Source organism: Cytobacillus sp. FSL K6-0265 (assembly GCF_038003465.1).
Lineage (GTDB): Bacteria > Bacillota > Bacilli > Bacillales > Cytobacillaceae > Cytobacillus > Cytobacillus stercorigallinarum.
The window spans coordinates 3802242-3824316 of record NZ_JBBOPE010000001.1; the positions used below are offsets into that span (position 1 = coordinate 3802242).

The window sequence follows — 22075 nt, forward strand, 5'->3', positions numbered from 1 at the left end:
TAGTGAAACACAATCGTGTGATGACATTAAAAACTCAAAAAAGCAGGAAGATGTCTCATCTCCCTGCTCCAATCACCATTAATATTAATATTTGTAAGATTGTCCACCATCGATTGGTACAACCGTTGCATTAATGAAGTCTGCTTGGTTTGATAATAAGAATGCGACAAGGTATCCGACTTCCTCTGGTTTACCAAAGCGTTTCATTGGATTGACGCTAACAAATTCTTTTCCAGCTTCTTCCCAATTATCTCCGCCCATTTGTTTTAATGATCCTTCAACCATTGGCGTCAAAATCGCACCAGGAGCGATCGCTTTAATACTAACACCAAATTGGCCATATTCGATTCCAGAGTTTCTTGTTAAGCCTACTACACCATGTTTACTTGCAGCATATCCTGATTGATTACCAACTCCACGGATTCCCCCAACAGATGCGGTATTAACAATTGAACCTTGACCTTGTTCTTTCATTACTTTTAACACATGCTTCATACCATAGAATACACCGTTTAAGTTAATATCAACTACACGTTGGAATTCTTCGATACCGAAGTCTTCTGTTAAGTTTTGTTTCCCTTCGATACCTGCATTATTAAAGAAGCCATCGATTTTACCGAATTTCTCAACAGTAAACGCCACGTATTTTTTTACATCTTCTTCATTCGCTACGTTCGCTTCGATTGTTTCTATTTCTGCTTGAGGTGCAACTTCAAGTAATTCTTGTTTACTTTCCTCTAAGCCTTTTGCATTTAGATCCACTAAAACAAGTTTACCGCCTTCTACCGCTACTTGTTTTGCTGCCGCTCTACCAAGTCCAGATCCCCCACCTGTAATAATAACGACTTTATCTTCAAAACGATTCATATAAAACTACCCCTTTCACATGCGTTGTGGTACTATTTTCACAACTTCTCTTTTAGTGTAAACGGATTCATATTTAGCAACAATCAGTAATTCTTTTGAATCTGTCGATAGAATCTACACATTACTATAATGTGTTTATTTTAGGAGGAAAAATACATTGGTTGAGTATAAAAATATTATTTCTAAGCAAAGTGAGCGCACTAAACTATCTTTCAAAAAAGCTTTCATTGACCTTATCCATGAAAAAGGTTATAGCCATGTAACAGTGACGGACATTATTAAACGCGCCGATTATAATCGCACGACGTTTTATCTTCATTTTCAAGATAAGCAATGCCTAGCGCAAGAATTACAAAGGGAAATGTTCGAACAAGTAAAAGAAAAAAGCATGAATAAATATGAAAAAGGCAAAGCCATCAGTATTACCGAGATGGACCCAAAATCATTTGAACTAACACACTTCATATACTCAGAGCAAGCTTATTTCAATCTCTTATTAAAAAACGATACCATCCCTGGATTGCACCGAGATCTACCGAAAGCAATTTATGAAGTATTGGAAGAGAGCTTTATCTTATCAGCAATTAATCAACTAGATATTAACTACTCAGTCCATAAACTCTATATGGCTCACGGTACGGCTGGACTAATTGTCAATTGGATTGAAAATGGTTATGATGTCAGCCCTGATGACATGAGTCTACGCTTGATTCAAATATTACATTCATTTGCTAAAGAGTTTTCAATTGCAACTAAAAGTAAAAACACACCTCCCATTTAAAAAGGTGGTGTGTTTTTGCTTAATCCCAGAGAACCTTTTGTATAATCAAATTTGCTACAGACATAATAATTGCCACCAGAATAGCTGTGCCAAAGCCGGCAATCTCAAATGTATCTCCCATTAATCCACTCGTAATCATCAAGGTTACTGCATTGATAACAAATAAGAATAACCCTAACGAAATGACCGTAATTGGCAATGTCAGTAAAATAAATATCGGTCTAACAATTATATTGAGAATGGATAGAATAAAACTAGCTAATAATGCAGAGCCAAAACCTGATAAATAAAAAGAATCTCCTATAAAGCCTGATAAAGCAATAAATAATACAGCATTAATGACAATACCAATTAACCATTTCATACATAAGACACCTTTCCATTACAAAACTGAGCTAGATTTTTTTACTGTGACAGACCCTGTTTTTGTATCCGCATTTAATCTTAGACCGCCTTGAGGCTCTTTGATTGAGCGGAAACGAAGAACCTTCTGAATCACATCACTTTTTTCCTCTAATATCTCAATTCCCTCAATATGAATATCAAAACTTCCTAAATTCGTTTTTAGTTCTCCACTTACTTCTAATGGTGGAAGCGTTACTTCTACATTTCCTGTTGTTGCTTTTGCTTCAATCGATTCGCAACGTGAACCCTCAACAGCGCAAGCCACATTCCCATTAAATGAGTGTGCATTCACTCTCTCATAATCTCCATCTACATGAACAGCACCGTTTATCGTCTCTGCTTCAATTATATCCACCGTGCCATTTTCAACATGAATTTTCCCATGAACGGTTTCTAACTCTGCATGCTTACCATGTAATTGTTTTGCTGTAATTTTACCGTTTGCCGTTTTCGCCTTAAAGTTTTTCGCATGTAGCTTTTCACTTTCAATCGGTCCATTGAAGGTACGAAGTTTTAATTTATTATACTCCTTCTCAGGTACATATAGTACCGCATCTAACTTTATCCACTTTTGTTGCGTAGAGAACTTCAGCTTATCATCTGAAATGGTAAATACAGTATCCTCCAAGAACTTTTTTCGAGCCTCATCTTGAGATTCTGCACGATACACTTTTACTTCACACTCTGCCCTTACATCAGTCTGTGACCACGGTACAACTTTGATGGCTCCGTTAGCAATATCTACTTCAATTTCATTAAAGGCACCGTCAGATTGATGGAAAATATGTGATAAACTATGTGACTGTCCGAAGTTGAAGTCTAAATCGACATCTTTAATCTTTTTAAATGCAGAGTCGACAAAATCAATGATCTTATCTTTTGCTGAATTAAATTTATAATTAAAGGGTTCTTCTTTTTTCTCTTCTTCAAATTTGACCGCTGTAGATAATTCTTTAATAATTTCTTCTTGCTTTTGCTCGGCCGTATCTTCGGCTTTTTCTAGTTTCTCTAATAAAGTTAAAGCTTCTTCAACCGATAATTTTCCATCCTCCACCATTTTTAAAATGCGTTTTCTTTCTTCCTTCATTCTATTCCCTCCATAAGGTTCATTTTGTCTATGCCCTATTATCCTTTTTATCTTAGGCTAAATAAGTATTAATATCTAATAAGTATGCTTAGGACAATCTCCAGCATGATTAGTATTGAAAAATGAAAGTTGGTTATATTTCATTTTTACCCCCAATCAGCGAAAATTACGCTTATACTTCGATTTTTCTATACTCAATTGTACGATAGTAAGGGGCAAAAGTTTCACTTAAATAAAAAAACCAGTCTCAAGTCTGACTGGGATTTATGTCATGAGGTCTAGATATGAAGGTTCGTTTCCTGAGGTATCGGTAAAATGAAGAGTTGAAGTCGTTAAGTTAATAACTCCGTATGATCATCGTTCCTAACAAATTAGCGAAATCCAAACAGGTCCTGTCTATTTATGACCTAGGACCTGCTTTAACCTATGTAACTATAATGATTTATTGATAGGCCGCCAAGTCAGTTGTGCGAGGAGATTCCTTACGCTTAACCTCATCAATCTTGTTAACAAACATTTGAAATACTTTTCTTTTTTCTTCTAAATCTTTTGCATGTTCTTTTAAATCATTATACTTCTCTTCAAACGGACGGTGATAACGTTCTCTTATACTTTCAATAATCTCATCATTGACAGTAGATTGAATGACTTGTTTAGTAATTCCATATTTATAGGAGTAAAGTTTTAGCTCAAGCTTAATTTGATCATATTCCTCATTAATTTGACTAAGCACTTCAGAGATATCTTCTTTCCATTCCTCTAATGATTTAGCTAAATAATCTTCCATAACTGTATAGTCACCCTCTCCCCATATAATACTATGATTATAACGAAGGATAGTTACATCCCTTTTGCTATAGAGTTACAAAACTTTATCTTTTTTAATAGGAAATACCACGAGCCGATAGACCCGTGGTATTTCTTATTAAAACATTAAGCATTAGTTACACTTGCTTCTTTATCCTCAATTTGCACTTTCATTCTTTTGCGATCACGTTCAAGAATCGGTTTTAAATATTTCCCTGTATAAGACTCGGCTGTTTCTGCAATCACTTCAGGGGTACCTGTAGCTAGGATTGTTCCCCCTTTGAGTCCACCTTCAGGACCTAAATCAATTAAATGGTCAGCAGCTTTAATTACATCTAAATTATGTTCAATCACGAGTACAGTATCTCCATTTTCAACAAGACGCTGTAACACATTAAGTAAACGAGCAATATCATCGACATGCAAGCCCGTTGTCGGTTCGTCTAAAATGTAAAATGATTTACCATTAGAACGACGATGTAGCTCAGAAGCAAGCTTTACCCTTTGCGCTTCCCCACCTGATAAGGTTGTCGCTGGTTGGCCCAATTTAACATAACTCAATCCGACATCATAGATTGTTTGCAACTTACGACGAATTTTAGGGATATTTTCAAAGAAAGTAAGTGCATCTTCCACGGTCATTTCTAAGATCTCTGCAATGCTCTTCCCTTTATATTTTACTTCTAACGTCTCTCGATTATATCGTTTTCCATGGCAGACTTCACATGGCACATATACATCAGGAAGAAAATGCATTTCAATTTTAATGATTCCATCTCCACGACAGGCTTCACATCGGCCACCTTTGACGTTAAAACTAAAGCGCCCTTTTTTATAGCCTCTTACTTTCGCTTCATTTGTAGAGGCATACACATCACGAATGTCATCGAATACGCCTGTATAGGTAGCTGGATTAGAACGTGGCGTTCTTCCAATAGGTGATTGATCAATATCAATAACTTTGTCTAATTGATCAATTCCTTTCACTTCCTTATGTGCACCAGGCTTACTTTTCGCTCGATGTAGTTTTTGCGCTAAGCTTTTATGGAGAATCTCATTGATTAACGTACTCTTCCCTGAGCCTGAGACACCGGTTACAGCCGTGAATGTACCAAGAGGGAACTTGACGTTCACATTCTTCAAGTTATTCTCTTTAGCTCCTTTGATCTCAATAAAACGACCGTCACCTTTTCTTCTTTCTATCGGCAGAGGGATAAATTTTTTCCCTGATAAATATTGACCGGTTAAAGAGTAATCATCTTTCATAACTTCTTCTGGTGTACCTTTGGAAACAATTTCACCACCGTGCACCCCTGCACCTGGACCCACATCAATTAAATAATCCGCTGCAAGCATCGTATCTTCATCATGCTCGACCACAATTAACGTATTACCGATATCACGCATGTTCTTTAATGTTTCGATTAAGCGGTCATTATCCCTTTGATGCAATCCAATAGAAGGTTCATCAAGAATATACAACACTCCAGTCAGCCGTGAACCAATTTGGGTGGCTAAACGAATACGTTGAGCTTCCCCACCTGAGAGAGTACCAGCAGCCCGACTGAGCGTTAAATAATCCAAGCCAACATTAATAAGAAATCCAAGACGTTCTTTAATTTCTCTCATGATCAAAGTAGCGATTTTCATTTCTTTTTCTGATAAGTGCAATTGGCCAAAAAAGTCATAAGCTTCCTCAACAGATAAATCTGTAAGTTTCCCAACATGATGACCATCAATCAAGACTGCCAAGCTTTCTTTCTTAAGACGGTAGCCTTTACAAGTAGGACATTTATGTTCCCCCATGTACTTCTCCATCTGTTCACGGATATAATCAGAGCTCGTCTCCTTATATCTTCTCTTGATATTATTCATAACACCTTCAAAGACAATATGGGATTCACGCACTTGACCATAATCATTTTCATATTTAAAATAAATTTTTTCTCTACCCGAACCATAAAGGATCTTATCTAGTTGTTCATCTGGAATAGCTGATACGGAGATATCCATATCAATGCCATAGTGCGTACATACTGCTTCCAAAAGTTGGGGGTAGTATTGTGAGCTATTCGGTTCCCAAGGTGCAATCGCATGCTGCTTCAACGTGAGATCTTTATTAGGGATTACTAAATCTGGATCTACTTCTAGCTTTACCCCTAAGCCGTCACAATCGGGACAGGCACCGAAAGGACTATTAAACGAAAACATTCTCGGCTCAAGTTCTCCAATTGAAAAACCACAAATAGGACAAGCATGGTTTTCGCTAAATAATAATTCCTCTTCCCCAATCACATCAACTATGACTTTTCCTTCGCCCATTTTCAGTGCTGTTTCGAGCGAGTCAGCTAATCTGGCTTCCACGCCCTCCTTCACGACAATTCTGTCAATGACGACTTCAATAGAATGTTTTTTATTTTTCTCAAGCTCGATTTCTTCTCCTAAATCGAGCATTTCGCCATCAACCCGAACACGAACAAACCCTTGTTTCTTTACCTCTTCCAATACCTTTACATGTGTTCCTTTTCTACCAGACACAACAGGTCCGAGTACTTGCAAGCGTGTTCTTTCCGGATATTCCATAATACGATCTACCATTTGTTCAACGGTTTGAGAAGAAATTTCAATATTATGGTTAGGGCAGGTTGGGTGTCCTACTCTCGCAAATAACAGACGCAAATAATCATAGATTTCTGTCACAGTTCCTACCGTTGATCGTGGGTTTTTACTTGTTGTCTTTTGGTCGATAGAAATCGCAGGGGATAAACCTTCAATCGTATCCACATCGGGCTTATCCATTTGTCCTAAGAACTGTCTTGCATAGGCAGAGAGGGATTCAACATAACGGCGCTGTCCTTCTGCATAAATCGTATCAAAAGCTAAGGATGATTTTCCCGATCCTGATAACCCCGTTAGAACAACAAGTTTATCCCTTGGGATTGAAACATCGATATTTTTTAAATTATGTGCCCTCGCACCTTTAACAATCAATTTCTCCATTGCCATTTCCGTTCATCATCCTTCCGCCTTCAGTTCAAGAATTAGATCACGAAGCTCTGCCGCACGTTCGAAATTTAAATCCTTCGCTGCAGTCTTCATCTCTTTCTCCATATCCGCTATTAATTTTTGACGTTCTTTTTTATTTAATTGACTTAATTTATCAGCACTATTATACTCTTCTGGCGTTTCCGCAGCTTGTGTCGCTCTAATCACATCACGAATTTCTTTTTGTATTGTCTGTGGCGTGATACCATGTTCTGTGTTGTAGTCTTCTTGGATGCTACGACGGCGTTCCGTTTCGCTTATAGCCTTTGTCATCGAGTCTGTCATTCGGTCCGCATACATGATTACTTGACCATTCGCATTACGAGCAGCCCGCCCAATCGTTTGAATCAGTGAACGCTCTGAACGTAAAAATCCTTCTTTGTCGGCATCAAGTATCGCTACGAGTGATACTTCCGGAATATCAAGCCCTTCTCGCAATAAATTAATACCTATTAACACATCATAGGTACCCATACGAAGCTCCCTAATAATCTCAATTCGCTCAAGGGTTTTTACTTCGGAATGTAGGTATTGAACCTTCATGCCAATTTCCTTTAAATAATCCGTTAAATCCTCAGACATTTTTTTCGTTAAAGTTGTTATGAGTACACGTTCATTTTTCTCAATTCTGTCATTAATTTCACCAATTAAATCATCAATTTGACCCTCTATCGGTCGGACATCAATAATCGGATCTAACAGTCCTGTAGGTCTAATGATTTGTTCAATCATTTCAGGCGTGTGTTCTAATTCATATGGGCCTGGAGTTGCAGATACATATACAATCTGGTTAATATGATCTTCAAACTCAGAAAAAGTAAGAGGACGGTTATCCATTGCCGAAGGAAGACGAAAACCATGTTCTACTAACACATTCTTACGAGCTTGGTCACCATTATACATCCCTCTTATTTGCGGCAATGTCACATGAGATTCATCAATAACAAGTAAGAAGTCCTTTGGAAAGTAGTCAAGTAAAGTATAGGGAGTCGAACCAGCCGGACGAAGAGTTAAATGGCGGGAGTAGTTTTCAATCCCTGAACAAAAACCCATCTCTCTCATCATTTCTAGATCATATCGTGTTCTTTGTTCTAAACGTTGCGCTTGTAATAAATGTCCTTCTTCATGTAAGTTAGCCAGTCTTTCTTCTAATTCTTTTTCAATATTTTCGACGGCTACACGCATTTTTTCTTCTCGCGTAACGAAGTGAGATGCCGGGAATATGGCTACATGATCACGGTCACCTAAAATTTCACCGGTCAAAGCATCAACTTCACGAATCCGATCAATTTCATCTCCAAAAAACTCCACACGTAAACAATGCTCATCTTTCGAAGCAGGGAATATCTCTACAACATCACCACGTACACGAAATGTCCCACGTATAAAGTTCATATCATTGCGCTCGTATTGTATGTCGACTAGTTTCCTTAATAATTGATTGCGCTCAATTTCCAATCCCGTTCTCAAGCTTAAAACAAGTTCTCTATATTCCTCCGGGGATCCTAAACCATAGATACAAGAAACACTAGCGATGATGATTACATCGTTTCTTTCAAATAATGAGGAGGTAGCTGAATGGCGGAGCTTATCAATTTCATCATTAATACTTGCATCTTTCTCAATAAATGTATCAGTGGATGGAACATATGCTTCCGGTTGATAATAGTCATAGTAACTAACAAAATACTCCACCGCATTATTAGGAAAGAACTCTTTAAATTCACTATATAATTGTCCTGCTAACGTCTTATTATGAGCAATCACTAAAGTGGGTTTATTCACTTCTTTAATTACATTAGAAACCGTGAACGTTTTCCCAGTTCCAGTTGCACCTAGTAATGTTTGATGCTTTTTCCCTTCTTGAATCCCATTTACAAGCTCTTTAATCGCTGCAGGTTGATCACCCTGTGGGGAATATTTTGAAACTAACTCAAATGTTTGTTCCACATCAGAAACCTCCTCTATGTAAAAAGTAAAGCATGTTTAATCATTATTACATTCCGATTTTCTATATCCTCATTCTACCACAAATTCTCTTATCTAAACCACAAAAAAGCGAACAAATATTCGATTATCGTTCGACAAAGAGATTGAAAGATGGCTAGGATGAAAATAAAAGGGTACGAAGGTAAAAAGAACTTTCATTATTTTGAAACTTTACCCTATATAAAATCGTCTTTTGTTATATGGTGAAATTGACGAGGTGATTATTTGTTTGGCTTTATTTTTATATTTGCATGGCTAACCGTTTTTATTTATGCCCTAAAAACCATTAAAGATTATATAAACAGTAATGATGAGGAAAAAGCGTATGAAAAAGACTTCGTCATTAAAATAGTTGGAGCCGTATGCCTATCAGGGCTTTTTGTTATAGCAGAGATACTTCGCCTTGCAAACTTAGGCTTCGCTGAGATGAAGTGGCTGTTTCTCTCTACATTTCTACTAGTATTGATTGTCATTTACGCCTTTTTCACCTACAGAATACTCTTTTCTAAAAACACCTTTGACCGTAACAAAGAAGATTATACATTTAGTTATAAATATCGAAAATGGCTTATCCCTATTTATTTTCTATTCCCCATTGGTGTAATTAGTATTGTAATTTGGGTTAGCTAACTGCGATTTTCTTCTACATAAACGAGCAATCATATTAGTTTTAAGTCCGTATTAAGGTGTATTTAGTAAATATGAACATATAATTTAACGAACTGTACTTATTCAAAAGTTATAAGAGCAAATCATGTCTGTCCTCTTAAACCCTCCTACTAATTCAACAACGTCCTCAACAATCAATTTATGTACCTTTCTTCTTATAAAACTAAACACTTTGCCCTAAAAAGTAAGTAGAACCCCAATACACGCTGATGGGGTTCTACTTACTTTACTTATTTATATGTCTGCTGGATGCGGACCCTTTTGAGCTTCCATCTCTTTCGCCATTTTCCTTGCTTTTATAAATTGGACACCGCTTAATACAATGGTTTTACCTACGGCATATGTTGGTACAGCAAGTAACATACCTAATATACCAGCTAAGTTTCCTGCTACCAATAAGAGAATAATGATTGTTGCTGGATGGGTATTTAATGTTTTTCCTAAAATTAAAGGAGAAATTAAATTACCTTCTAATTGTTGAGCAGCGACAATGACTAATAATGCTAAAATCGCCATCGTAGGTGATTCAAATAGACCAACAATAACCGCCGGTGCACCACCAATAAATGGTCCAACATATGGAATAATATTCGTTACTGAAATAATTAATGCCAATACAATTGCGTATGGTAGGTCAATGATTAAGAAACCGATAAAAGAGGCCGTCCCGACGAATAATGCGACAGTAATCTGACCTTGGATATAAGAAGAAAGTGTTTTACCTGTTTCTTTTAAAGTATCAATTGCTTCGGCACGATAGCTTTTTGGAACGAATTTCCCTAGTGCAGGGGGGAACTTCTCCCCGTCTTTTAGCATAAAGAACAATAGGAATGGTACGGTAATAATCGTTATGGCAATATTTGCTACTAATCCGACTAAATCGCTGAGGCCATTCGTTATCCTTTGCGGAAGTTGATTGGCGTAATCAATTAAATAACCCATTATTTCTTCTTGTGTTACATAATCTTGATTCATTAACCAGCGAAAACCCTCAGATTGCGAGAAGTTGTTAAAGAACTGCTCTGTTTGTTTAACATAAGTAGGTAGTTGATTTAATAAACCAGCCAATTGGGCTGAAATTTTCGGTACAAAAATACTAAAGACAAGTACGAGCAACCCAGCAACGATTGCAAATAATAAGATGATCGATAATATCTTAGGTATTTTTGCTTTTTGAATTAAATGCACAAATGGATTTAAAATGAAGAATAAAAACCCTGAGATAATAATAGGGAAGAACAACGTGGAAAAAAAGATTCCAATCGGTTCAAATAAAAAAGAGATTTTTGAAGCTACTAAAATGACGGACAAAATAATTAGAATTTGAAGAGACCAGTACTGGAATTTCTTCTTGTTCACATTCTCACCTTTTCCCAAAAATAAATTTTTCTCTATAGACTACACTTTCATTTGTAGTTCCCTTTTTCACAAAAAGGAAAACCACTAGAACTTTATTTGTATGTATTATTGTAATGCATCCCCCACAAAATGTCGCCTCATAAGGATATTTTCCGTGAATATTTTTCGACAAATATTTCCTTTTGGTTATTTTAACCAACATCAATCACTTATATAATCTGCCACGTGTTAAGGAAATCTCATTATCCATTCAGACCACCGCATCAGCATTAGATAGGATTATCCACGTCCTACTGGGATTATTTTCTTCTGATTAATTAGTCAATCGTTGTAACGATTCGTCCCAAAGGCTTCTTTTCGGGGGAGTTGGAGTGATTTTAGAATTAGGGTATTTAGAACCTGGCGATGGACACGCAAACTTTTTTGTTCCGCTATCTTTGCTACTTTTTCCTGTGATGCACGCGCAAACTTAATTTGCTCCGCTATCTTCTAGCTTTTTGGCTGTGTTGTATGTGCAAACCTCTTTTGCTCAGCTATCTTCCTGCTTTTTCGCTGTGTTGCACGTGCAAACTTAATTTGCTCCGCTATCTTTGTCGTTTTTTACTGTGATGCACAATCCACTTTTGCTCAGTCTATTTTGCAGGTTTCCCCCAGCACTCTACTCCTGAGTTAGACGCAAAACCGCTTGGTATTCTGTTAAGATCGATATTTTTCTCAATATCTAAAAAAGGCATTTTAGGAGTCTCCCTAAAATACCTTTGTAAATCATGGTTATTGTTGACCTTTTTGAATCCATTCAGCAACAGTTGCAGTACGTTTAGCTTGATGTTTAACTGCTGCTTCATTATCTTCAACGATCTTGCCATCTTGTCCTTGGGTTGAACTTGCGCCGTAAGGATTTCCTCCACCAGCAAAAATGCTTGGGTCAGTGAAGCCTGGTGCGGCAACAATTGCTCCCCAATGGAACATGGTTGTATAGAATGAAAGAAGGGTTGCTTCTTGACCACCGTGAGGATTAGAAGCAGAGCTCATTGCACTCACTACTTTATTCGCAAGTTTGCCTTGTGCCCAAAGTCCACCAGCAGTATCAATAAAAGCTTGCACTTGTGAAGCAATGTTACCAAAACGAGTTGGGAAACTAAAAACAATCGCGTCTGCCCATTCAAGGTCGGCAAGTGTAACTTCTGGTACATCTTTCGTAGCATCCGCATTGGCACGCCATGCAGGATTAGAATCGATGGCTGCCTCAGGCGCTGTTTCAGGAATCTTTAACAATTTCACTTCAGCGCCGGCTTCTTTTGCCCCTTGTTCTGCCCACTGTGCCATTTGGTAGTTCGTACCTGTTGAACTATAATAAATCACTGCTAATTTAATACTCATCTGAATAGAATCCTCCTTGATATCTCATATACATCTATATTGTTTCTATTCCTTCCAACACTATGCATTAAACTTATCTTAATGTTTTTAATGCACCGCTCCATGCTAGCACTTGATCAAGCATCATTTTCATATTTGCTTGGTGCAAGTCCTGAGGCTTAAATTCATTACCATTTACGAAATCAGTAAAAAGTGAAAGTGTTGGATGTGTGCGCACATCTGCGACTTGTAACTCGCCTAAAATGCCACGAAGATGTTCCGCCGCACGAGCACCACCAGTAGATCCATAACTAACAATACCCGCTGCTTTATTCGCCCATTGATCGCGAGCAAAGTCGATCGCATTTTTTAAAGCACCACTAATACTATGGTTGTATTCCTGTACAATAAACACAAAGCCATCCATACTATCTAGCTTATCTCCCCATGCTGCAATACCAGGCTCTGTGCCATCTGTTGTACCAAGGAACGGTAGTTGAAAGTCAGCAATATCAATAATTTCGTAATTTGCATCCCCACGTGCATCAGCTATTTCTTTCACCCATTGGCCTACTTGTGGGCTTACGCGACCTTCTCTTGTGCTTCCTAAAATAATACCGATATTTAATTTTTCCATTTTCATTTCCTCCTCAGGATGTTGTTTATTTTTCTTGAATAATTTATTTAAAAAGCTCATGTTGCCTCTCCCCATTTCTTAGATGCTGGCTTTATACCATTGTGCTGCTTCTTCAACTTCTTTGAATGAAAGCTGATGCCCCATATGTTCCCAATGAAGGTGGACATCGGCTCCCGCATTTTCTAATAAACGCTTTAACTCTTCGGATTCTTCTGGTGAACAAATTGGATCATTCGTCCCTGCGCCAATGAATACTTTTTTGCCTGTTAAATCAGGCAATTCTATCCCTCTTCTCGGTACCATTGGATGATGCAAGATTGCTGCTTTCACAGCGTCTTTATAATGGAACATCATGCTGGCCGCAATATTAGCACCATTTGAATATCCTAATGCAACGATCTTCTGACGGTCAAAACCATATTTTTCAGCTGCTTCATCTAAAAATTGATAAAGCTCTTTCGTACGGAAGATTAAGTCCTCCTCATCAAAAACCCCTTCTGCTAACCTTCTAAAAAAGCGTGGCATCCCATTTTCAAGAACATTACCTCGGACACTTAGCACGGATGCACCCTCGTCAATTTTGCCAGCTAACGGGAGAAGGTCAAGCTCATTTCCTCCTGTTCCATGAAGTAATAATAGGGTTTGTTTTGATGCGTCACTACCCTTTTCAAAAATATGTTTCATGTATATCCCCTCCATTATTTCGGTCGAACAATTGTAAATACTTCTCCTACTTTCGCATAATCGTTTCCAGCCAAGCGACTGATTGCCCCTAATTTTTCAGCGTTGATTTTGCCTGCTTCATAAATTTCATCATTAAAATGGAAGTAGACAACTTTACCGATAAGTAGGTCAGCATTCCCTTCAAGTTCTATATGATGAGCAAGCTGACATTCCATCCTCACTTTTGCTTTCACGATTCCTGGTACATTAACAACTGTACTCGAAGTTGTCTCTAATCCATTTAGCTCTAATTCATCCACATCTGGTGAGAGAGTAGCCGCTGTTTCATTAATTTGCGTAACATTCGACTCATCAACAAGATGGACGACAAACTCCTTCGTATCACTTACATTTTTAGCAGTATCTTTCATCTCACCTGCTCTTCTTGCTACAGAAACAGCAATCATCGGCGGATTAGAAGATACGATATTAAAGAAACTGAACGGTGCACCATTCATTACACCAGCAGTTGATTGTGAAGTGACAAAGGCAATCGGTCTCGGAATAATACTTCCGATCAATAACTTGTAATTCTCCCTCTCGGTTTGCGTGGTCGGATCAATACTTACCATTGCTTTCATCCTCCTTTTCAATCACACTTCTCTCACATCAATCGGAATTAATCTTCTCTGTAATTGTCCACGATATTTTTCATATTGCTCTGGAAGCATTAATTCTGTTCCCATCGTTTCCTGACTTTCATCATGAGCAAAGCCTGGCGGATCAGTTGCAATTTCAAAAAGAATATCGCCATATTCTCTGAAGTAAATCGCGTTAAAGTAATTTCTGTCTTGCACCGGTGTGACGCCATAACCAAAGCTTTCAATATATTTTTTCCAATCTAATTGGTCAGCATCATCTGCTGCACGCCATGCAATGTGGTGGACTGTTCCGACACCCATTCTTCCTTTTCCTGAGCTTGTTAACTTCACATCAACAATATTGCCAATATCGCTTTTTGATTGATATCTGACGAATGCTCCTTCTTCAGCCACTTTTGTTAAACCCATTGTTTCAAGTAGCTCACCTGTTTTCCCACCATTGCTAGAATAAAGAACGGCCCCGGCGAAACCTTTAATCGCCACTTCTTTAGAAATTCCATTAAATGTCCAAGTATTCTCTTCCCCAGCTTCTCTTTCAACAAGCTCTAAATGTAAGCCATGTGGGTCATCGAAGCTTAGTACTTGTTCACCAAAGCGCATTTGTTTTTCAAAAGAAATGCCTCTACTCGTTAAACGTTCCTCCCAAAAAGGAAGTGCGCCAGATGGAACAGCATAAGCAGTAATACCCACTTGCCCGTCACCAATGATGCCATGATAAGCATCTGCCCAAGGGAAGAAAGTAATAATTGTACCTGGTTTACCTCCCTCATCACCGAAATAAAGGTGATACGTTCCCGGGTCATCAAAGTTAACTGTTTTTTTAACAAGACGTAAACCTAAAATTCCAGCATAAAAATCTACATTTTCCTGTGGATGGCCGACAATCGCTGTAATGTGATGAATCCCCATTGTTTGTTTTTCCATTTTGAACATCCTTTCACGTCTCTAACCTTCAAGTATCTCGAAATTGAGATATTAGGTGTGAGTTAATTTATTTTGTGTTATTTTATGAAGAATATCAATTACTAATTGTTGTTCTTCTTGGGTTGTTTGTTGAAATAAGGTTGAAATCTCTTCTTTTAAGAATGGACTGATCACATCCATTAATTCCTTACCTGCATTTGTTATCGTTACAAAAACAACCCGTCGATCCTCTTTGCAATCACTTCTAGATAAATAACCCTTTTCTTGCAGGCGGTCAATCACATAAGTCATACTGCCGCTCGTTAACCAAACACTTTTACTAATTTGCTGTACGGATTGTCGCCCCTTTTGATGCAGGACTTGAAGTACAGAATACTCTGTTAAGGTGAGCTTATATTTGTTTAACCAGTCTTTCATCTGATCTTGCATATATCTGTTAGTTTGCATTAAGCAAGCGAATGAATCTAATGTCGTCTTATGAACCATTTTCATCGCCTCACTTTTTATCTTTAATTTAATTATCTTGAATATGAGATAATAATATCTCGAATTCAAACTAATGTCAATCCTATTTTGAACTTTTTTATTTTCTCGTTCATTTAAGGGCCGCATGTTTTTCATCACGTTCAGGGGCTTCAGTAGATTGTAACCCTTTTAATTAGAAGAGATAGAGGGTGTATTTAATTTAATGGTGGGAGTTATTTAGCTCACTTTGTGTTGCATATATTTGGCTTGTTATCTTTATTTGTATTGTTTATTTCGTTTACGTTGCTTATTTTTTGGATGTTTGCTCTGTTTGCTTCGGTTCTTTTGTTACGTTGCTCATCTTTACGAGGCTTGCTCTATTTGCTTTGCTTTCTCCATTTACGTCGCTCATCTTTCTAAGACTTGCTCTATTTGCTTTGCTTTCTTCTTTTACGTTGCTCATTTTCCCGAGGCTTGCTCTGTTTGCTTTGCTTTCTTCTTTTACGTTGCTCATTTTTACGAGGCTCGATCTGTTTGCTTTACTTTCTCCTTTTGCGTTGCTCATTTTTACGAGGCTCGATCTGTTTGCTTTGCTTTCTTCTTTTGCGTTGCTCATTTTCCCGAGGCTTGCTCTGTTTGCTTTGCTTTCTTCTTTTACGTTGCTCATCTTTCCAAGGCTTGCTCTATTTGCTTTGCTTTCTCCTTTTGCGTTGCTCATTCTTCCGAGGCTCGATCTGTTTGCTTTGCTTTCTCCTTTTACGTTGCTAATCTTTCCGATACTTGATCTATTTGCCTTGTTTTCTCTTTTTCCGTTGCTCATTTTTCCAAGGCTTGCTCTGTTTGCTTTGTTTTCTCTTGTTAAGTTGCTCATCTTTCTAAGACTTGCTCTATTTGCTTTACTTTCTCTTTTTACGTTGCTCATTTTTCCGAGGCTCGATCTGTTTGCTTTGGTTTCTTCTTTTGCATTGCTCATTTTCACGAGACTTGCTCTGTTTGCTTTGCTTTCTCTTATTACGTTGCTCATTTTCCCGAGGCTTGCTCTATTTGCTCTGCTTTCTCCTTTTACGTTGCTCATTTTTACGAGGCTTGCTCTATTTGCTTTGCTTTCTCCTTTTGCGTTGCTCATTTTTCCGAGACTTGCTCTATTTGCTTTGCTTTCTCCTTTTGCGTTGCTCATTCTTCCGAGGCTCGATCTGTTTGCTTTGCTTTCTCCTTTTACGTTGCTCACCTTTCCGAGGCTCGATCTGTTTGCTTTGCTTTCTCCTTTTACGTTGCTCACCTTTCCGAGGCTCAACCTATTTGCTTTGTTTTCTCCCTTTACCGGTCGATCATACTCAAGACGCTTGCTTTATCATCTATGATTAACTATATCTGCAATAATGGATCCACTTCAAAATTATAAACGGTCTAATTATTTCATACTCATCGCGCCCCAATATTGCCGTTCAGTAATTCAAAATTAGTCCCACTCGTACTCATGATAAAGGACATATGCTTTTCTCAACCTTAAAAAACCGATTGCCCCATAGAGACAACCGGTAAAGATGTTAAACTGCTTGGTGATTTTTCTTAAATTCGTCTTTAATAAAGAGAATTCCTAATTCATGATGATCTGTTTTATAAAGTGCTCTTTGGACAAAGCGATTTTCATTATTGATATCAATGACTTCAAGTTTGCAATGAGCTGCATTTTTTTGCAATGCTTGATAAAATCCCTTTTCATCATTCACTTGCAAACCATTCACTTTAAGAACGGTCTCTCCTACTTTTAATCCCATTTTGTCTGCTGGAGAATGAGGAACAACACCAATGATCATTAGGCCTTCATTCTTTTTAGCAAAGTAAAACGCTGCCTTTGCATCCACAGAGCGTTGGCGATAATTTAACCACTCTCTCCCTACGATTGCTAGTACCGGTATCGCTAAGCTTACTATTGGATAAACAAATGCACCACTGGCAATAAAGAGCAACAACGCACCAAAGAAAATGACTTTTTTCCCATAAGCCGCGACGGCTATAGCTGGAAATTTGCTTTGGATTTGTTGTTGAAAACCAATAGCGAAAGGAACAGCTACTAAAGCATACGATTGATCTCCAATTGAAAATAATGGCCACCATGTTGCATCCAAACTAAGGGCATCACCAGGTATTAATAAAAACAGTGGTAAAAGCCACATTCTTTTTGCTTCATGCATGCCCACAATCTGACCACGGCGACTCTTCATAAGTCTTGGTGACGTCCCTTTTGGACCATTGATTGTGATCATTATTCCTTCAGCAACTACAAGTAAGGCAATGATTATTGCGACAGCTGGCAAAAAATACACTGCGCCCTCCACTTGTGATGAGATGAAAGCAGGCAGCGGCCAGTTCTGTTCTAATGCAAAGAAAGTCAGAATAAAACCAATGCTTACCGTATAAGCAGGTGTAGCCCATCTTGCTTTTGGAGTCAGCATCAAGATGATTGTTGCAGCGGTTGCAAAAACAAGTAACTCAACAGGAACAGTTAAACCAGCTATTACGATAATTAGTGAAAGAGAAACACCGAGAATGAGTCCTAAAGGCAATAATTGCTTCAGCTCAAAATAGGCATTTTCAGCACGGACTAAAAAATGCTGTCTTTCCCTGTTGACTCGTTGTATACCGTAATAAGCAGCTGCTAGAAATACTAAATAAAAGACCGGGTTTAGAAATAACCTTCCTAACCCCTTCAATAACTCTATTGCCCAAGCCTCAGCCAAGCTTCCCACCAACCTCTACCATTAATCTAATCTATTAATCTGACTATATTCTACCAAATATCCCTCTAAAAACATAGCCAACCCATTGTCTTCTTCCTTTTTGTAACAAACCATTTCCAAAATACAAGTGAGAAAACCTCTAGTGCTTCTATTTAATTTTTTTGAAGTAGGGGGAAATTCTAAAGGCAAGGAGAAAGATTTCTCGCCTGGCATTTGGTTCTGCGTTTATTTCCGGGTTGTGATTTGAATGATGTGTAACCATTTTTGCATAGCTTCATTATCAATTTCCCTTGTGACGTGCAAAACCGTTTTTCGAAAGCGAAGATATCTTTATGGCTTTTTTTGCATTCTCCCCAACCCTCCCTTTACCCGTCGGAACATTTCGAAACAACAACCTCATATTAAAAACCGAACAAACATTGAGTTTGTCCGGTTTTGATTTCAATCAAACCAATCGTTATTGGTTTGCCATAATACGCAAGCCTGTTTGTAATTGCATATCATTGTCCTGATCATTTCTTTGCTTAATGACTTCTTTTTCAAGAGATTCGGCTGTTTTTTCATCAATTTGTCCGTTTGCTTTTAGGCCCGCTGCATGTTGAAACGCTCTAACTGCTGTTGCCGTAGCGGCACTAAAATAGCCATCCTCTCGGCCAGGTTCATAACCTAAGGTTTTTAAAATAAATTGCGCATTCTTCACTTGATCATTATTCATGTCCGTTTTTAACGTTTTCTCGACTTGGATGGGGTGAGTCTCATACAGTTCAGATTGTTTTACTTCATAGGTAGGTTCCACCCCTTTTTTATGAATCCAATTCCCATCAGGTGTAAGCCATTTATATAAGGTCAATTTAATATTACTTCCATCCCCCATTGGAACAGGTTGCTGAACGGTTCCTTTACCAAATGTTTGGGTACCAATTAGCGGATAATCGCCTGCTTCTTTCAGGCCTGCTGCTAAAATTTCTGATGCTGAAGCACTGCCCTTATCAATAAGGACGCCGATTGGATACGACTTCTTCTCTTCTAATGGAGAAAAACTCATGATTCTTTCACCATTTCTTTGTTCTATCTGCACATATGGTTTCTCCTTCGTAACCAACTCTTCCAATATTTCGTCAACTACTTTTAGTAGTCCACCAGGGTTATTTCGTACATCAATTAACAAACTATCCATTTCCTTTTCTTCTAGATCCTTGAGAGCAATCTTAAACTCCTTAGCTGTATCCGTAGCAAAAGAAGTAATTTCAACATAGCCAACTTTTTCATTGTCATGCGTTAACAGCTCTGAATTGACTGTAATATGAGGTATTTCCGCACGGACAATTTCTATTTCTAACGGGTTTTGCATGCCTTCTCTCTTAATGGTCAGTTTGACTTTTGTGCCTTTTTTTCCTTTTATCTTTAATGTCGCTTGCAATAAATTAAACCCTTCAACACTTTCATCATCAATTTTGATGATTTGGTCATTTGGTTTTAAACCAGCTTGCTCTGCTGGTGAATTTTTGACTGGAGAGACAATAATGATCTTACCATCTACTAAACTAACTTCGGCCCCAATCCCTTCAAATGAGGAATCGAGTGTTTCACTAAATTGTTTTGCTGTACTTTCATCCATATAAACGGAATAATCATCGTTTAATGTGGATAGCATCCCTTGAATCGCGCCTTCTGTTAACTTATGTGCATCTACTTCTTCAACATAATTTTTGTAAATGAGCTGATAGGCAGCGTTCATTTTCTCCAAATCAGATGCTAGCTGTTGACTACCTTCTTCTTCTTCTAACTGTTTTGTTTGCGATATATTGAACTTTAATTGAAAGCCTGCATAGGAACCTATCACGCCTACAAGTAATGATATGACCATTAATATAACTACTTTCTTTTTGCCCACTTAACCGCCGTCCCTTCTTTATGTAACTGTGGCTCTTTAACCAATATATGAATGAATAGGACGAGTTATGATTAGGAAATTGTTTCACTACAAAGGTCTTTCCTGTTCTTAAAAAAGCAACAAGAGTCTTCAAATATCCAAAATAGTGAAAAATGACTCTTTTCTACCTCGATAAAGGTATCAAAAGAGTCATTTTATGTTAAAATTGTTTTATATATCGTACAATGGGTAAAAAAAAAGAGAAGCTTTAAAAGCTCCTCTCTTACAATGGTACAACGCCAACCGGGTTAATTGCATTAGATTTCGATTGGTTCCAACCACCTTTATGCAGTTCAAAGTGTAAATGTTGTCCTGTTGATTGTCCTGTGTTACCCATTAGGCCAATTTGTTGACCTTGTGAAACTGTTTGGCCATTACTTACAGATCTTGAGCCACTTCTCATATGTGCATAAACCGTTGTATACGTTTGCCCATTAATAGAATGTGCAATAAATACGACTTCACCATAGCTTGATGAATGGTAAGATTGAATGACAACACCATCAGCCGCGGCATAAATAGGTACTGTTCCTGCTGCTGCTAAATCAATTCCAGCATGGTAAGAGCCCCATCGTTGTCCTAAACCTGAAGTTAATACACCTGCTGAAGGACGAATCCAATCTCCACTTGACGGAGGTGGTGTTTGTACTTGTTCTTGTCCACCACTTGATTCTGAAGAACTATCGGAACCACTGTTGCCTGAACTATTAGTCGCTCCAGTTTCTTGTTTTGCTGATTTGGCTGGCGCTTCAGCTGCTTTTTTCGCTTCTGCCTGTCTTGCGAGTTCAGCTTGTTTCGCTTCTTCAGCTTTTCGTGCTTCTTCAGCTTGGCGGTCTTTCTCTGCTTGTATCGCTTTTTCAATCGCTTTCTCTTGAGCGGCTAATAATTCTTTTTCTTCTTCACCACTTATTTTCTCAGCATGATGATGATCTTCTTCTTCTTTTAAGATTGTAATAAGATTAGCCTTCTCTTTTTTCTGGTTATCCAGATTTGCTTTCATTTTTTCTAATTCTTTACGCATACCTTCAAGCGAAGCTAAATCTTCTTTTACTTTTGCTTGTTTTTGTTCTAAAGATTTCTTATCTTCTTCTTGCTGTCTTACAATCTCTTGGTCAGCTTCAACAATTGTCGCAACTGCTCCAACTCGTCCAATAAAATCACTGAAACTTTGTGCGCCAAGTAATACGTCTATGTAATTAACAGTTCCACCTGATTCTTGCATCGAACGGGCTCGGTCTTTTAAAAGTTCGTTTCTTTGTTTAATACGTTCTTTTAAATCTTCAATTTCTTGTTCTAGCTTTTTAATTTCTGCTTTCTTAGCTTCAATCTCTTTGTTTTTCTCATCTATTTGCGCTTCTGCATCAGAGATTTCTTTCGTTAATCTTTCAACAGCTGCTTTAGCATCCTCTTGCTCGCCTACTAATCTCTCAATCTCTTTTTGAGACTTATTAATTTGCGAATCAATATTAGATTTCTCCTTCTTAAGCTCTTCACTTTGACTTTCTAAATCCCCAAGCTTATCGGCGAAAACATTCGTTGGCATTGTTGCCGTAACCGTTCCAACACTCATCATTGCGGCTAAAGATAATGTAACAATCTTTTTCTTCAATTTTATTTCCCCTCTCGTATGTTTCTCCCCGTGGCAAATATGTATAAAGAGCTAAGTCAGCATGTCATGCCAA

At 37.9% G+C, this 22075-nt stretch carries 19 protein-coding genes; 2 read left to right on the plus strand and 17 right to left on the minus strand.

The features are described from left to right. Nucleotides 1-84: 84 nt before the first annotated feature. Nucleotides 85-867 (minus strand): SDR family oxidoreductase, encoded by a 783-nt coding sequence (locus tag MHH73_RS19335; RefSeq protein ID WP_341068785.1) that lies wholly within the window; start codon nt 865-867, stop codon nt 85-87. Nucleotides 868-1024: 157 nt separating this feature from the next. Here MHH73_RS19335 and MHH73_RS19340 point away from each other — a divergent pair, with 157 nt between their 5' ends. Then, on the plus strand, nt 1025-1648 hold the full coding sequence (locus MHH73_RS19340; protein ID WP_341068787.1) for a TetR/AcrR family transcriptional regulator: 624 nt from the start codon (nt 1025-1027) through the stop codon (nt 1646-1648). Between the two features lie 19 nt (nt 1649-1667). Here the strand turns inward: MHH73_RS19340 and MHH73_RS19345 are convergent, their stop codons facing one another. The 5 genes from MHH73_RS19345 to uvrB all read right to left on the minus strand — a co-directional run bounded on the left by MHH73_RS19345 (nt 1668) and on the right by uvrB (nt 8942). Next, entirely contained in the window at nt 1668-2012 is a 345-nt protein-coding gene (locus MHH73_RS19345) for a phage holin family protein (protein ID WP_191812911.1), read from the minus strand. 18 nt (nt 2013-2030) lie between these two features. Continuing rightward, nucleotides 2031-3140: a DUF4097 family beta strand repeat-containing protein gene (locus MHH73_RS19350; RefSeq protein WP_191812913.1), complete on the minus strand. Its 1110-nt coding sequence runs from the start codon at nt 3138-3140 to the stop codon at nt 2031-2033. 442 nt (nt 3141-3582) lie between these two features. Further along, complete coding sequence (locus MHH73_RS19355) at nt 3583-3927, minus strand: hypothetical protein (RefSeq protein WP_095371868.1); 345 nt, start codon at nt 3925-3927, stop codon at nt 3583-3585. A gap of 146 nt (nt 3928-4073) precedes the next feature. After that, nucleotides 4074-6953 carry an excinuclease ABC subunit UvrA gene (gene uvrA, locus MHH73_RS19360; protein ID WP_341068790.1) on the minus strand — a complete coding sequence of 960 codons (2880 nt, stop codon included), beginning with the start codon at nt 6951-6953 and terminating at the stop codon, nt 4074-4076. A 9-nt stretch (nt 6954-6962) separates the two neighbouring features. Next, nucleotides 6963-8942: an excinuclease ABC subunit UvrB gene (gene uvrB / locus MHH73_RS19365; protein ID WP_341068792.1), complete on the minus strand. Its 1980-nt coding sequence runs from the start codon at nt 8940-8942 to the stop codon at nt 6963-6965. A 264-nt stretch (nt 8943-9206) separates the two neighbouring features. Here uvrB and MHH73_RS19370 point away from each other — a divergent pair, with 264 nt between their 5' ends. Continuing rightward, nucleotides 9207-9611, plus strand: coding sequence for a hypothetical protein (locus MHH73_RS19370; protein ID WP_191812919.1), 405 nt, complete (start codon nt 9207-9209; stop codon nt 9609-9611). Between the two features lie 273 nt (nt 9612-9884). Here MHH73_RS19370 and MHH73_RS19375 read toward each other — a convergent pair whose 3' ends face one another. From MHH73_RS19375 to MHH73_RS19425, 11 genes are all read right to left on the minus strand, one after another. Next, nucleotides 9885-11009 (minus strand): AI-2E family transporter, encoded by a 1125-nt coding sequence (locus MHH73_RS19375; protein WP_341068793.1) that lies wholly within the window; start codon nt 11007-11009, stop codon nt 9885-9887. Nucleotides 11010-11780: 771 nt separating this feature from the next. Further along, nucleotides 11781-12389 carry an NAD(P)H:quinone oxidoreductase gene (gene wrbA / locus MHH73_RS19380; RefSeq protein WP_191812923.1) on the minus strand — a complete coding sequence of 203 codons (609 nt, stop codon included), beginning with the start codon at nt 12387-12389 and terminating at the stop codon, nt 11781-11783. Nucleotides 12390-12462: 73 nt separating this feature from the next. Then, nucleotides 12463-13065 carry an NADPH-dependent FMN reductase gene (locus MHH73_RS19385; protein WP_191812926.1) on the minus strand — a complete coding sequence of 201 codons (603 nt, stop codon included), beginning with the start codon at nt 13063-13065 and terminating at the stop codon, nt 12463-12465. Between the two features lie 18 nt (nt 13066-13083). Beyond that, nucleotides 13084-13689, minus strand: a complete 606-nt coding sequence (locus MHH73_RS19390; RefSeq protein WP_341068795.1) for an alpha/beta hydrolase — start codon at nt 13687-13689, stop codon at nt 13084-13086. A gap of 14 nt (nt 13690-13703) precedes the next feature. Beyond that, nucleotides 13704-14300 (minus strand): flavin reductase family protein, encoded by a 597-nt coding sequence (locus MHH73_RS19395; RefSeq protein WP_341068797.1) that lies wholly within the window; start codon nt 14298-14300, stop codon nt 13704-13706. Between the two features lie 21 nt (nt 14301-14321). Beyond that, the gene (locus MHH73_RS19400; RefSeq protein ID WP_341068799.1) at nt 14322-15263 is read right to left on the minus strand and encodes a ring-cleaving dioxygenase; all 942 of its coding nucleotides are present in this window, start codon (nt 15261-15263) and stop codon (nt 14322-14324) included. A 42-nt stretch (nt 15264-15305) separates the two neighbouring features. Continuing rightward, nucleotides 15306-15740 (minus strand): MarR family winged helix-turn-helix transcriptional regulator, encoded by a 435-nt coding sequence (locus MHH73_RS19405; RefSeq protein ID WP_341068800.1) that lies wholly within the window; start codon nt 15738-15740, stop codon nt 15306-15308. Nucleotides 15741-16026: 286 nt separating this feature from the next. Beyond that, nucleotides 16027-16998, minus strand: a complete 972-nt coding sequence (locus MHH73_RS19410) for a hypothetical protein (protein WP_341068801.1) — start codon at nt 16996-16998, stop codon at nt 16027-16029. A gap of 268 nt (nt 16999-17266) precedes the next feature. Further along, the gene (locus tag MHH73_RS19415) at nt 17267-18469 is read right to left on the minus strand and encodes a PDZ domain-containing protein (protein WP_404826082.1); all 1203 of its coding nucleotides are present in this window, start codon (nt 18467-18469) and stop codon (nt 17267-17269) included. A 448-nt stretch (nt 18470-18917) separates the two neighbouring features. Further along, complete coding sequence (locus tag MHH73_RS19420) at nt 18918-20354, minus strand: S41 family peptidase (RefSeq protein WP_191812940.1); 1437 nt, start codon at nt 20352-20354, stop codon at nt 18918-18920. A 262-nt stretch (nt 20355-20616) separates the two neighbouring features. After that, nucleotides 20617-22002, minus strand: coding sequence for a murein hydrolase activator EnvC family protein (locus tag MHH73_RS19425; RefSeq protein WP_191812942.1), 1386 nt, complete (start codon nt 22000-22002; stop codon nt 20617-20619). Nucleotides 22003-22075 lie beyond the last annotated feature (73 nt).

What these genes read in the sequence shown, in the direction of transcription:
- MHH73_RS19335 (WP_341068785.1), bottom strand. Translation starts at nt 867, where the DNA reads ATGAATCGTTTTGAAGATAAAGTCGTTATTATTACAGGTGGGGGATCT.
- MHH73_RS19345 (WP_191812911.1), bottom strand. Translation starts at nt 2,012, where the DNA reads ATGAAATGGTTAATTGGTATTGTCATTAATGCTGTATTATTTATTGCT.
- MHH73_RS19350 (WP_191812913.1), bottom strand. Translation starts at nt 3,140, where the DNA reads ATGAAGGAAGAAAGAAAACGCATTTTAAAAATGGTGGAGGATGGAAAA.
- MHH73_RS19355 (WP_095371868.1), bottom strand. Translation starts at nt 3,927, where the DNA reads ATGGAAGATTATTTAGCTAAATCATTAGAGGAATGGAAAGAAGATATC.
- uvrA (WP_341068790.1), bottom strand. Translation starts at nt 6,953, where the DNA reads ATGGCAATGGAGAAATTGATTGTTAAAGGTGCGAGGGCACATAATTTA.
- wrbA (WP_191812923.1), bottom strand. Translation starts at nt 12,389, where the DNA reads ATGAGTATTAAATTAGCAGTGATTTATTATAGTTCAACAGGTACGAAC.
- MHH73_RS19385 (WP_191812926.1), bottom strand. Translation starts at nt 13,065, where the DNA reads ATGAGCTTTTTAAATAAATTATTCAAGAAAAATAAACAACATCCTGAG.
- MHH73_RS19390 (WP_341068795.1), bottom strand. Translation starts at nt 13,689, where the DNA reads ATGAAACATATTTTTGAAAAGGGTAGTGACGCATCAAAACAAACCCTA.
- MHH73_RS19395 (WP_341068797.1), bottom strand. Translation starts at nt 14,300, where the DNA reads ATGGTAAGTATTGATCCGACCACGCAAACCGAGAGGGAGAATTACAAG.
- MHH73_RS19400 (WP_341068799.1), bottom strand. Translation starts at nt 15,263, where the DNA reads ATGTTCAAAATGGAAAAACAAACAATGGGGATTCATCACATTACAGCG.
- MHH73_RS19405 (WP_341068800.1), bottom strand. Translation starts at nt 15,740, where the DNA reads ATGGTTCATAAGACGACATTAGATTCATTCGCTTGCTTAATGCAAACT.